At 63.4% G+C, this 12,299-nt stretch carries 13 protein-coding genes; 10 read left to right on the forward strand and 3 right to left on the reverse strand.

The genetic code is table 11. From position 1 onward, the window contains the following. Positions 1 to 7: 7 nt before the first annotated feature. The 3 genes from V1293_RS11635 (at position 8) to V1293_RS11645 (ending at position 2,389) form a co-directional block, all read left to right on the forward strand. On the forward strand, positions 8 to 787 hold the full coding sequence (locus V1293_RS11635; protein ID WP_334509536.1) for a class II aldolase/adducin family protein: 780 nt from the start codon (positions 8 to 10) through the stop codon (positions 785 to 787). 30 nt (positions 788 to 817) lie between these two features. Next, a complete protein-coding gene (locus V1293_RS11640) occupies positions 818 to 1,801 on the forward strand; it encodes an NAD-dependent epimerase/dehydratase family protein (RefSeq protein WP_334509538.1) in 984 nt (327 codons plus the stop codon). 150 nt (positions 1,802 to 1,951) lie between these two features. Continuing rightward, complete coding sequence (locus tag V1293_RS11645) at positions 1,952 to 2,389, forward strand: VOC family protein (RefSeq protein WP_334516703.1); 438 nt, start codon at positions 1,952 to 1,954, stop codon at positions 2,387 to 2,389. Positions 2,390 to 2,442: 53 nt separating this feature from the next. Here V1293_RS11645 and V1293_RS11650 read toward each other — a convergent pair whose 3' ends face one another. The 3 genes from V1293_RS11650 to V1293_RS11660 all read right to left on the reverse strand — a co-directional run bounded on the left by V1293_RS11650 (position 2,443) and on the right by V1293_RS11660 (position 6,888). Next, positions 2,443 to 3,843: a M20/M25/M40 family metallo-hydrolase gene (locus V1293_RS11650; RefSeq protein WP_334509541.1), complete on the reverse strand. Its 1,401-nt coding sequence runs from the start codon at positions 3,841 to 3,843 to the stop codon at positions 2,443 to 2,445. A 16-nt stretch (positions 3,844 to 3,859) separates the two neighbouring features. After that, entirely contained in the window at positions 3,860 to 5,182 is a 1,323-nt protein-coding gene (locus V1293_RS11655) for a glycosyltransferase family 87 protein (protein WP_334509543.1), read from the reverse strand. Between the two features lie 77 nt (positions 5,183 to 5,259). Beyond that, complete coding sequence (locus tag V1293_RS11660) at positions 5,260 to 6,888, reverse strand: helicase HerA-like domain-containing protein (protein ID WP_334509545.1); 1,629 nt, start codon at positions 6,886 to 6,888, stop codon at positions 5,260 to 5,262. Between the two features lie 336 nt (positions 6,889 to 7,224). Here V1293_RS11660 and V1293_RS11665 point away from each other — a divergent pair, with 336 nt between their 5' ends. The 7 genes from V1293_RS11665 to V1293_RS11695 all read left to right on the forward strand — a co-directional run bounded on the left by V1293_RS11665 (position 7,225) and on the right by V1293_RS11695 (position 12,278). Then, positions 7,225 to 7,590: a DUF2267 domain-containing protein gene (locus tag V1293_RS11665; protein ID WP_334509547.1), complete on the forward strand. Its 366-nt coding sequence runs from the start codon at positions 7,225 to 7,227 to the stop codon at positions 7,588 to 7,590. A 56-nt stretch (positions 7,591 to 7,646) separates the two neighbouring features. Further along, positions 7,647 to 8,054, forward strand: a complete 408-nt coding sequence (locus V1293_RS11670; RefSeq protein WP_334509549.1) for a DUF4332 domain-containing protein — start codon at positions 7,647 to 7,649, stop codon at positions 8,052 to 8,054. A 74-nt stretch (positions 8,055 to 8,128) separates the two neighbouring features. Next, a complete protein-coding gene (gene folP, locus V1293_RS11675) occupies positions 8,129 to 8,986 on the forward strand; it encodes a dihydropteroate synthase (protein ID WP_334509552.1) in 858 nt (285 codons plus the stop codon). Next, positions 8,983 to 9,360, forward strand: coding sequence for a dihydroneopterin aldolase (gene folB / locus V1293_RS11680; protein WP_334509555.1), 378 nt, complete (start codon positions 8,983 to 8,985; stop codon positions 9,358 to 9,360). Before folP ends, folB begins: the two co-directional genes overlap by 4 nt. Position 9,361: 1 nt before the next feature. Next, positions 9,362 to 9,853 (forward strand): 2-amino-4-hydroxy-6-hydroxymethyldihydropteridine diphosphokinase, encoded by a 492-nt coding sequence (gene folK / locus V1293_RS11685; protein ID WP_334509557.1) that lies wholly within the window; start codon positions 9,362 to 9,364, stop codon positions 9,851 to 9,853. A 92-nt stretch (positions 9,854 to 9,945) separates the two neighbouring features. Continuing rightward, positions 9,946 to 11,814, forward strand: a complete 1,869-nt coding sequence (locus V1293_RS11690) for a methylmalonyl-CoA mutase subunit beta (RefSeq protein WP_334509560.1) — start codon at positions 9,946 to 9,948, stop codon at positions 11,812 to 11,814. Next, complete coding sequence (locus V1293_RS11695) at positions 11,811 to 12,278, forward strand: GFA family protein (RefSeq protein WP_334509562.1); 468 nt, start codon at positions 11,811 to 11,813, stop codon at positions 12,276 to 12,278. Before V1293_RS11690 ends, V1293_RS11695 begins: the two co-directional genes overlap by 4 nt. The last annotated feature ends 21 nt before the right edge of the window (positions 12,279 to 12,299 follow it).

The raw sequence follows: 12,299 nt of genomic DNA on the forward strand, positions 1-12,299 counted from the left end.
GCGCGCCATGTCGCCAGTCGAAGCTCGCCTGCAGCAGGTTCCGTCCGGCATGACGGACGCCGAGTGGAACCAGCGCGTCAATCTCGCCGCCTGCTATCGCCTCGTCGCGCTGTATGGCTGGGACGATCTGGTCGACACCCACATCTCGGCGCGCGTGCCGGGCCCCGACCATCACTTCCTGATCAACCCGTATGGATTGATGTTCGAGGAAATCACGGCGTCGAGCCTGGTGAAGGTCGATCTCCACGGCAATCAGCTCAGCGAGAGCGAATACAGCATCAACCCGGCCGGCTTCACCATCCATTCGGCGATCCACGAGGTGCGCGCGGACGCCGGCTGCGTGCTTCATCTGCACACGCCCGATGGAACGGCGGTCGCAAGCTGCATGGAAGGCCTGCTGCCGATGAACCAGACCGCGCAATTCGTCACCCACGACCTCGCCTACCACGACTATGAAGGCGTGGCGCTGGACCATGACGAACGCCCGCCGCTGCAGAAGGACCTCGGCAACAAGAACCACATGCTGTTGCGCAACCACGGCACGCTGACGGTCGGCCGTTCGGTCGCCTCCGCCTTCGAGCGCATGTACCATCTGGAGCGGGCCTGCACGATGCAGGTGCGCACCCGCATGCTGGGCCCGACCGCCTACCCGATCGAACAGGCCGTGATCGACAAGAACGAACAACTGTTCGGCAATGCCGACTTCGCGGAACGGCGCTCGACCAATCTGGTGTGGCCGCCGTTGCTGCGCAAACTCGACCGCATCGATCCCAGCTACAAGACCTGAGCCGGGCGAACGCGCGAAAGGTTTGGCGGCGTGACGGTATTGGTGACCGGCAGTTCCGGCCATTTGGGCGAGGCGCTGATGCGCACGTTGCAGGCGCAACGGCGCGAGGCCATCGGCATCGATGTTCTGCCCGGCGCGTTCACGCATCAGGTGGGCTCCATCACCGACCGCGCCTTCGTGCGACGGTGCATGACGCGCGTCACGACCGTGATGCATGCCGCGACGCTGCACAAGCCGCATGTGGCGACGCATAGCCGGCAGGACTTCGTCGACGTCAACATCACGGGCACGCTCAACCTGCTCGAGGAAGCCGCCGCAGCGGGCGTCAAGGCGTTCGTCTACACCAGCACCACAAGCGTCTTTGGCGACGCGCTGGTGCCGCCGCCGGGCGAACCGGCGGCCTGGATCACCGAAGACGTCACGGCGGTGCCGAAAAATATCTATGGTGTCACCAAGGCGGCTGCGGAGGATCTGTGCCAACTGTTCGCGCGCAATCATTCGCTTCGCACCATCGTGCTGCGCACCTCGCGTTTCTTTCCCGAAGAGGACGACAACCGCGCGGTCCGCGAGGTCTATGCCGACGCCAACATCAAGACCAACGAGTTCCTCTATCGCCGCGTCGACATCGAGGACGTGGTCAGCGCGCACCTGCTCGCCGCCCAATCCGCGCCAACGGCCGGCTTCGCCAAATACATCATCAGCGCCACCACGCCATTCGCGCGTCATGACGCGGCAGATTTGCGCGATCACGCGCCGCAAGTCGTTCGCCGTTACGTGCCGGACTATGAGGCCGGATTCGCACGGCGCGGCTGGACGATGACGCCTTCCATCGATCGCGTCTACGTCAACGACCGGGCCCGGGCCGAGCTCGGCTGGCAGCCGCGCCATGATTTCCGCGCGCTGATTGCGCGGCTGCGGGCCGGCGAGGACATCCGCAGTCCACTCGCGCGCGAGATCGGCAGCAAGGGCTATCACGACCGCGTTTTTGGCGAGGGACCTTACCCGGTGGAGTGAGCGGTGGACGCGCCGCGCAGATGTGCTAAACTACCGGCTACATACCTCTACACGTCCAAACGCCGCCCAATCCCGGGCGGCGTTTTTGCTTTTCGTAAGGCGGGCAAAGCGGAGCATGCCCCCGATTTCGAGACCTTGGAGATTGGAAACATGGCGCTCAAGCGGATGGACAACGTAGGAATCGTCGTCGAAGACCTCGGAGGGGCGATTGATTTCTTTCGCGAACTCGGCCTCGAACTCGAAGGGCGGGCCACGATCGAAGGAGAATGGGCCGGACGTGTCACTGGACTGGGCAATCAGCATGTCGAGATTGCCATGATGCGCACGCCGGACGGCCACAGCCGGCTCGAGCTCTCGCGCTTCCTTGCGCCGCCTGTCGTCGCAGATCACCGGAACGCCCCGGTCAACGCGCTGGGCTACCTCCGCGTCATGTTCGCCGTGGACGACATCGACGAGACGCTCGAAAGGCTCCGCACGCGCGGCGCGCAACTCGTCGGCGAAATCGTCCAGTACAAAGACGCGTATCGGCTGTGCTACATCCGTGGGCCTGAAGGGCTTCTCATCGGACTCGCCCAGGAACTCATCTGAGCGCCATACGAAGACAAATGGCGAAGAGCGACCGATGTCAGTCGTAGGACCTCCTACTTCGCCTCGGCCAGTGCTCCCAAAATCCGCGCCCAGGAGCGGATGCCCTTGTGATAGCTCTTCAGGTCGTACTTCTCGTTCGGCGAATGGATGTTGTCGTCGTCGAGACCGAAGCCGATCAGCAGGCTGTCGAGGCCGAGCGTGCGCTTGAAATCCGCAACGATCGGGATCGACGCGCCGGAGCCGACCAGCAGCGCCTCCTTGCCCCATTCCTCGGTCAGCGCGCGCTTGGCAGCCGCCAACGGCTTCATGTTCCAGTCGAGCGCGATGGCCGCCCCGCTGGAGTGCTCGGTGAAGAGGGCCTTGCAGTCGCCCGGAAGCCGCGCGGTGACATAATCGCGGAACGCCTTCTTGATCTTCTGCGGGTCCTGGCCTTCGACCAGACGGAAGGAGATCTTGGCGGAAGCTTCCGCCGGGATCACGGTTTTCGAGCCCTCGCCAGTATAGCCGCCGATGATGCCGTTGATGTCGCAGGTCGGACGCGAGGACACTTGCTCGATCAACAGGCGATCCTTTTCGCCGGCGGGGATCGAGAGGCCGATTGGCTTCAGGAACGACTCCGGCGTGAGGTTCAGGTTCTTCCACTGCGCCAGAATGTCCGGCGGCAGATCCCTCACACCATCGTAGAAGCCGGGAATGGTGATGCGGCCGTTGTCGTCAAACAGGCCGCCGAGGATGTTGGTCAGCACGCGGATCGGGTTGCGCGCGCCGCCGCCGAACACACCGGAATGCAGGTCGCGGTTGGCGGCCTTGATGGTGACCTCGTCATACACCAAGCCGCGCAGCGAAGTGGTGATGGCGGGCGTGTTCGGGTCCCACATGCCGGTGTCGCAGACGAGCGCGAAGTCGGCTTTCAACTCATCCTTGATCGCCTCGATAAACGGCACGAAATTCTTCGAGCCAACTTCTTCTTCGCCCTCGATCAGGATCGTGATGTCGACCGGCAGTGATCCCGTGACCTTCTTCCAGGCGCGGCAGGCCTCGATGAAGGTCATCAGCTGGCCCTTGTCGTCCTCCGCGCCGCGCGCGACGATGATTTTGCGGCCATCGGCATGGTCGGTGACGACGGGCTCGAACGGCGGGCGGTGCCATAGATTGAGCGGATCGACCGGCTGCACATCATAGTGGCCGTAGAACAGAACGTGCGGCCGGCCGTCGCTGCTGCCGTTCGCTTTGGCGACGATCGCGGGATGTCCCGCCGTCGGCCTCACCTCGGCCTTGAAGCCGAGCGTCGCGATGTCCTTCGCCAGATGATCGGCGGCCGCCTTGCAATCGCCGGCGAAGGCCGGGTCGGCCGAGATCGACTTGATCCGCAACAGCGCGAACAGCCGCTCGAGGCTGTTGTCGAAATCGGCGTCGATGTGATCGAGGACCGGCTGGATATTGGCGTTGGACATGGCTGATTATCCTCAATTACCCTTGGCTGTGAGCCTTGCTATTGGCATCAAGTTGTAGCTTGCCTATAGCCTGAGGCAAGGCGGCATCCGCAGCGGGTGGATGGCGCAGGTGCCAGACCAGCCCCGCTACGAGCACGACGGTGGCGGCAAGATTGTTGCCATAGGCCTGCAGATCAACCGGAAACAGCGGCAGCGACAGGCACAACAAGCCGCCCGCAATGGCAAGCAACGCCCAGGTTCCGGTTTTGACCGCCGGGCGCGGATCGTAGGCGGCGCGGTGGACCAAAACGGTGATCGGAAAGAACAGCCACAGGAAGTAATACTGGCGGGCCAGCGGCGAAGCCGCCGTGATCAGGCAAAACAGGATACCGATCTCTTCGGCATCCGAACGTTCGGTGCGACGGGACGCCGGCGGCATCACCGCAAGATAACCGAGCCCGATTACAAGCGAGATCGCCAGCACGATCCAGTTCGCCGTTCTGAAATCGACATCGACGACGTTCATCGTGCGCACGGGCTTGGACGGATTGTCCTGATTGTAGTTGACGGGCCGCGTCAGTCGGTGCGTCACCGCGATGATCGACTGATTGACCCATGACCAGTTCTGCTCGTCGCGCTGTCCGAACCCCTTCTCCGAACTGGTCCCCACCATGCCCTGGTACCAGGTCTTCAGCTCCGTGACATTGTGCTGGAAGCCGCGAAACGGCGCCGGCAGCACGAACAGGAACAGGCCGACGAACACCAGCATGCTCGCCGCTGCCGCCCATTGTCTTCGCCACACCAGATAAGGCAGCACCGCCACCGGAAACACCTTGATGGCGGCGGCGAGCGCAAACATGCTGCCTGCCATCCAGCCACGGTGATCGCGCAGCAACCAGAATCCGTAAAGCATCAGCGCCAGCAGCACGAGGTTCGGCTGGCCGAGGTCGAACATGTCGAACACGAAGGTGACGGTGACGAAGCCCGGAAGCGCTTCCAGCCGGGGCCCGGGCTTGCGCCCCGATCCCGCCATCGCGTGCGAGAACTGCGCCGTCATCCACCACGCGACGACATTGAGAAACGACAGGCAGAGATAAAGCGGGATCTTGCCGAACCAGCTCGGGATCGCGAGCAGCAACGCCGACAGCGGCGGATAGATGAATTCGAAATAGGTGGCGGGATCGTCGGGGTAGAGATTGCTGCCCTGCAGCACCTGCTGCCCCGCCCAGAACCACAGCGGATAGTCCTTGGTCTTGCCGTTGCCCCAGATTTCCGGGACCAGGACATCGGCAGTCAAGGCGATGCAGCAGACCAGAAACAGGATATCGAGCGGCCTTCGTAGCGACGGATATCTCAGCACGCGCTCGTTCCGGATTCAGAGGAGATTACGTCGCAGTTCTTCACGCGAAACCGACTGCCACTTCGCTCGAAAAAGTCTTACCGCCGCAGCAATCCGCCGAGCGCGCCGCGCACCAGCGCGCGCCCGACCGAACTGCCAAGCGATCCGCCGACCGACTTGCCGAGATCGGCGACAATGCCGCCGACCACCTTGTTGGTGACCGACCGCGTAACGTCGCGCGCAATCACCTGGCCAGTCGACAGCCTGCCGCGCTTGACATTGGTGCCGAAGATCGTGCCGACGATCGAACCGATCTGTCCGAGAACTCCGCCGCCGGCACCAGCGCCGCCATCCGCTCCATCCGCAGGCGCCGCCGTTCCGGCCACGCGCTTCTGCAGCATCTCATAGGCGGATTCGGCGTCGACCGCGGTATCATATTTGCCCTTGACCGGGCTGTTGTTCATGATCGCCTTGCGCTCCTCCGGCGTGATCGGCCCGATCCGCGCCGTCGGCGGCCGGATCATGACGCGTTCGACCATGGTCGGCGTGCCGCCGCCTTCGAGGAACGACACCAGCGCTTCACCCTTGCCGAGTTCCATGATGACGCGGGCGGTATCGAGCTTGGGGTTGGGTCGGAAGGTCTGCGCCGCCGCATTCACCGCCTTCTGGTCGCGCGGCGTGAAGGCGCGCAACGCGTGCTGCACGCGGTTGCCCAATTGGGCCAGCACCTTGTCCGGCACGTCGATCGGGTTTTGCGTGACGAAATAGACGCCGACGCCCTTGGAGCGGATCAGCCGGACCACCTGCTCGATCTTGTCCAGCAGCGCCTTCGGCGCATCGTTGAACAACAGATGCGCCTCGTCGAAGAAGAACACCAGTTTCGGCTTCGGCAGGTCGCCGGCTTCCGGCAGTTCTTCAAACAGCTCCGACAGCATCCACAACAGGAAGGTGGCGTAGAGCCTGGGGCTCTGCATCAGCTTGTCTGCAACCAGGATATTGACCATCCCGCGACCGTCGCTGTCGGTCTTCATGAAATCCTTCAGCGCCAGCGCCGGCTCGCCGAAGAATTTCGTGCCGCCCTGGTTTTCCAGCACCAGAAGCTGGCGCTGAATCGTCCCCACTGTCGCCTTGCTGACGTTGCCAAAACCCTGCGCGGCCTTTCGGATCTCGGCAAGCGGATCTTCTTCGGCATCCGGGCCCTTCTTGCTGCCGTTGGGCGCGATCGCGTCCAACAGCGACCGCAGATCCTTCATGTCGATCAGCGTCAAGCCGTTTTCATCCGCGACGCGGAATGCGACATTGAGGACGCCTTCCTGCACGTCGTTCAGATCGAGCATCCGCGACAGCAATAGCGGTCCCATTTCCGTAACCGTGGCGCGAACCGGATGGCCCTGCTCGCCGAACACGTCCCAGAACACCGTCGAGAACTGGTCCGGCTGGAATTTCAGGCCCATCTCACCGGCGCGCTTGAGGATGAAATCCTTGGCCTCGCCGACTTCGGAGATACCGGACAAGTCGCCCTTGATATCGGCCGCAAACACAGGAACACCGGCGCGGGCAAAGCCCTCCGCCATGACCTGCAGCGACACGGTCTTGCCGGTCCCGGTCGCTCCGGTGACAAGGCCATGCCGATTGGCAAGCGCAAGCGCAAGCCAGGCTGTCTCTTCGCCCTTCCCGATGAAAATCTTCTCGTCGGTATCAGCGGTCTTGTTATCGGAGGTCGCCATCACATCGCCTCATCGCGCATCGGGGAGCTCTAGGTGTCAAGTCACACCATCATATCGCATCCTGTCCGCTGATTGAAACCGTCAGCGGCACCGTCGCAGCGCACCAAGGACCGTGCCTCTCATACTTTTTTCCGACCTCCGGCAGAAAAAACGAGGGCGCAGCGCAATAACTCTGTATGAATCGGGCATTCACTCTTGCATCGCTGCAACACTCGCCGCGCGAATCGAGAACCACACCGCCTTGATGTGCGTTGATCGCTTGTATTTCAGATCGCAGGCGCTCAAGATCAATTTACAAGCAGACGACCCGGTAAAACCGGTTGGGGACGGGGCAATATGGACGAACTGATAGGACGGTTGGCCTCCAAGGCCGGCATCGATAGCGTTGTCGCTGAAAAGACCGTCGGAATCGTTCTGGGTTTTCTCCGTAACGAGGGGCCTTCCGACAAGGTTCAGGCCCTGATCGACCAAATTCCGGGTGCCGAAGCTGCGATTGCGGCCTCCAGCGGCAATGGCGGCTTCTCGCGGCTGATGGGCGGAGGCTTGATGGCGGTCGGCACCAGGCTGATGGCGCTCGGTCTGGGCATGAGCGAGATTCAAAACGTGGCGCGTGAACTTTTCAGGTTCGGCCGCGACAAAATCGGAGCGGATCAAATGGGCGAAATCATTTCAGGGACGCCGGGCCTCAGCCAGTTAGCGTAATAGCGTATCTCTTCTGAGCACATTCGGCCTGAGCACATTCTTTTTTATTGAGTATCATGACATATCCCCTCTCCGAGATCGAAGGCTTGACCGCCTACTCCGCCTCGAAGCTGAAATCGCAGGGCATTCGCACAACTGAAGCGCTGCTGGAAGCCGCCCGCACAGTCAAAGGACGCAAAGCGCTCGCGGCGAAGACCGGCATCAGCGAACAGCAACTGCTCGAATGGGCCAATTTTTCCGACTACATGCGAATTCCCGGCATGGGCAAGGCCAAGGCCGGCCTGGTGCGCGCGGCCGGCGTCACCACCGTGCGTGAGCTCGCGCTCCGCAATCCGGCGCGGCTCGCCCAGAACATGAAAGACGTGAATACCAGGTGCAAGCTGGTCCGGGTTCTGCCCTCCGAAAGATCGGTCGAGCAACTGATCGAGCAGGCGCGCAAGCTTGCTCCGAAAATCAGCTACTGAAGCCGGTCAGGACGGCGCGCGGGAGCCGGCTGTCACGCCTTGACTCGGCGGCGCGGACCGCGCAAAGCGACCGCATGATCGCAGCCAAGCCCAGACCTACCGCCGCGACCGGTCCGGCCGGTCATCCGGTGCTGCCTGCGCTGCTGTCCAGGCCCTATCCGGCGGTAATGGGCGTCCTGAATGTAACGCCTGATTCATTCTCGGACGGCGGGCAATTCGCCGCCCCCGAGCGCGCGCTGGCCCAAGCCCGGCGGATGATTGCCGAGGGTGCCGACATCATCGACATTGGCGCGGAATCTACCCGGCCCTACGGGTCGGAACCGATCTCGGCGGACGAAGAATTGAAGCGCCTGCAGCCGGTGCTGCCTGACGTGGTCGCGCTCGGAATTCCCGTGTCGATCGACAGCATGAAATCGGCCGTCGTCGCCTGGGCGCTCCATCAGGGCGCCGCCATCGCCAACGATGTCTGGGGCCTGCAGCGCGATTCCGGCATGGCTGGCCTCGTCGCCGAGCGCGGCGCGCCCGTCATCATCATGCATAACCGCGAGAGTGCCGATCCTGCTATCGACATCATGCAGGACATCGCCAATTTCTTTGCAGCCTCGCTCGACATTGCTGCCCGCGCCGGAATTTCGCCTGACAAAATTATCCTCGATCCCGGTATCGGCTTCGGCAAGACGCCCGAGCAGAGCATGACCGCACTGGCGCGGCTCGCTGAGTTGCAGTCGTTCGGACTGCCACTGTTGGTCGGCGCCTCGCGCAAACGCTTCATCAGCACGGTGACGCCGTCGGAGCCGCATCAGCGTCTCGGCGGCTCGATCGCCGCTCATCTGCTGGCGGCCCAGAACGGGGCGCGGATCATCCGGGCGCATGACGTCGCCGAAACCGTACAGGCGCTGCGCGTGGCCGCGGCAATCAGGGAACAGGGATGAGCGACAGCGATACGATCTTCATCACCGGCGTCGTCATCCATGCCCGCCACGGCGTGATGGAGCACGAGACCGAAGTCGGCCAGCGTTTCGTCATCGATCTCGAACTTTCCATCAATCTGTCGGAACCCTCACGCACCGATCACCTGTCCGACACCGTGTCCTATGCCAGTGTGGTGGCGACCGCGACGGCGGCGTTCAAGAACACCAATTACAAGCTGCTGGAGCGCGCCGCCGGCGCCGTAGCAGACGCGATACTCACGGCGTTTGCGCGCGTCGATGCGGTCAAGGTCACCGTGCACAAGCCGCATGCGCCGATCGCCGCGATCTTCGAGGATGTCGGCGTGGTGCTGACGCGCATGCGGCAATCGCCCTGACATGGCGGATGTGCTGATCGCACTCGGCGGCAATGTCGGCGACGTCCGCGCCACATTCAAGAAAGCCATCGCCAATATTTGCGGCATGACACAGGCCGCCCTGCTCGCGCGGTCTTCGGATTACACCACCTCGCCCTGGGGCGAGGAAGACCAGGCGCCATTTACCAATGCCTGTATCGAGATCGAGACCAGCCTCGATCCGCATGCGCTGCTGTTCACGCTGCACAAGATCGAGAAAAAATTCGGCCGTGACCGCGCTCATGAGACGCGGTGGGGTCCGCGCACCCTCGACCTCGATTTGATCGCCTATGATGACGTCAGGCTCGACAAGCCGGAACTGACGCTGCCGCATCCGCGGGCTTTCGAGCGCGCCTTCGTGCTGGTGCCGCTGGCCGAGATCGCGCCTGACCGTATCATTGCGGGACGCCGCGTCGCCGACGCGCTGGCGCAGCTTTCGATCGAGGGGATCCAGCGGCTGCCCGACCTGGATTGACCGGTAGGGGCCCAAAACAACCGTTTGGCTTGGCGGCCGCCCCGTGGCAATTTCCGGCCAAATCAAGAGACGACCAGGGAATAATGGGCCGGATGACCAAGACTGACGAGCTGACATTGGCCGCGGAGTTTCCGCAGGCGACCTACGAGGACTGGCGCAAGCTGGTCGACGGGGTGCTGAAGGGCGCGCCGTTCGAGAAACTGGTCAGCAAGACGTCCGACGGGTTGAAGATCGACCCGATCTATCCCCGCGCGAAAGGAGCCGCGCCGGTCGCCGGCCGTGCTGCGGCTGCGCCCTGGCAGATCATGCAGCGGATCGATCATCCGGATGCGAAAGCGGCCAACGCGCAGGCGCTGGACGATCTTGAGAACGGCGCGACGGGGCTGACACTCGTGTTCGCCGGCGCCAATGGCGCCCATGGTTTCGGGCTCGATCCTTCGGCGGAGGCGGTCGCGCAAGTTCTCGACGGTATTTATCTCAACGCCGGGATCGGCATCGAGCTTCAGATCGGTCCGCAGTCGCGAATGGCGGCCATTCACATCGCCGAATACATCAAGGGCAAAGGCATCGATCCCGCAGCCTGCGACATCCGCTTCGGCCTCGACCCGCTCGGGTCGTGCGCGGTGTGGGGCTCCAGTCCCTATAGCTGGGATGAGATCGTGCCCGCGGTCACCGGCGCGATCAAAGGCCTCGCCGCGATGGGCTTCAAGGGACCGCTCGCGGTCGCCGATGGACGCGTGATCCATGATGCCGGCGGATCGGAAGTGCAGGAGCTGGCATTCGTGCTCGCCGCCGGCATCGCCTATCTGCGCGCGATCGAACAGGCCGGGATTGCGCTCGAAGACGCGCAGGGCATGGTGTATGCGCGGCTCAGCGCAGATGCCGACCAGTTCCTGACGCTGGCGAAATTCCGGGCGCTGCGGCTGTTGTGGGCGCGGATCGAACAGGCCTGCGGCCTCACGCCAAAACCGCTGTTCATCGCGGCCGATACCGCGTGGCGCATGCTGACGCAGCGCGACGCTTACGTGAACATGCTGCGCGCGACGATGGCGACCTTCTCCGCCGGCCTCGGCGGCGCCAACGCCATCACCGTATTGCCGCATACGCTGGCGCTGGGTCTGCCGGATCCGTTCGCGCGGCGTGTCGCGCGCAACACGCAACTGGTGCTGCTGGAAGAGTCCAACCTCGCCAAGGTGAGCGATCCCGCAGCCGGCTCCGGCGGCATCGAGACATTGACAAAACAGCTTTGCGAATCTGCATGGTCGCTGTTTCAGGAGGTCGAAAAGGCCGGCGGCATATTCTCGGCACTCGAACAGAACCTGATCCAGCGCGAGGTCGCGGCAACCCGCGCTGCCCGCGAGGCCAATATCGCCAAGCGACGTGACGTGCTGACGGGTGCGAGCGAATTTCCGAACCTGCATGAGGCTGAGATCGCCGTCCTCGATGCGACGCCGGTGGTGCTGCCGCCCTATGGCGAGGCGAAATTCAAGTTCGATGCACTGGCACCGATGCGGCTGGCCGCGCCGTTCGAGGCGCTGCGCGACAAGTCGGATGAAAAGCTCAGGGCATCCGGCGCGCGGCCAAAAATCTTCCTCGCCAATCTCGGCACGGCCGCCAATTTCACCGCGCGCGCCACCTTTGCCAAGAGCTTTTTCGAGACCGGCGGCATCGAGGCGATCGATACCCAAGGTTTTGCCGACCCGGCCGCGCTGGCTGCTGCGTTCAAGGCGTCCGGCGCGGCTATTGTTTGCCTGTGCTCGTCCGACAAGGTTTACGCGGAACACGCGGCAGCCGCCGCAAAGGCCCTTCAAGCTGCCGCCGCGAGACATATCTATCTGGCAGGGCGGCCTGGTGCGCAGGAGGCCGCGCTGCGCTCGGCCGGCGTCGGCGATTTCATCTTTGCCGGCGGCGACGCGCTGGCGATGCTGCAGGAAGCCTGGCGGCGAATGGAGCAAGCATGACGGAAAACAACCACAAGATGGTCCTGACCGGCGGCTGCCAGTGCGGCGCCATCCGCTTTGCGGTGTCGGGGGTGCCAGCCAAGATCAGCATCTGCCATTGCCGGATGTGCCAGAAGGCATCGGGCGCCCCCTTTGCCTCCTTCGCCGACATCGAGCACGAGAACTTCACCTGGACCCGCGGCAAGCCAGCCGCCTTCCAATCCTCCTCCATCGCCCAGCGCGATTTCTGCTCCGACTGCGGCACGCCCTTAAGCTTTCGCCGGATCGGCGGCCCCCGGATCGAGATCATGACGGGCGCATTCGACCGCCCCGACCGGGTGGTGCCGACGCGGCAATATGGAACCGAATCCCGGCTCGGCTGGGTGGTCGGCATCGCCAACCTGCCGAGCCAGACGACAATGCAGAATTACGGGCCGGAGAAGATGGCGACCATCACCAGCCACCAGCATCCGGACCATGATTAGGGGTGACGATCCCCGACGTTC

Source organism: Bradyrhizobium sp. AZCC 1693 (assembly GCF_036924745.1).
In the GTDB taxonomy this organism is placed as follows: domain Bacteria; phylum Pseudomonadota; class Alphaproteobacteria; order Rhizobiales; family Xanthobacteraceae; genus Bradyrhizobium.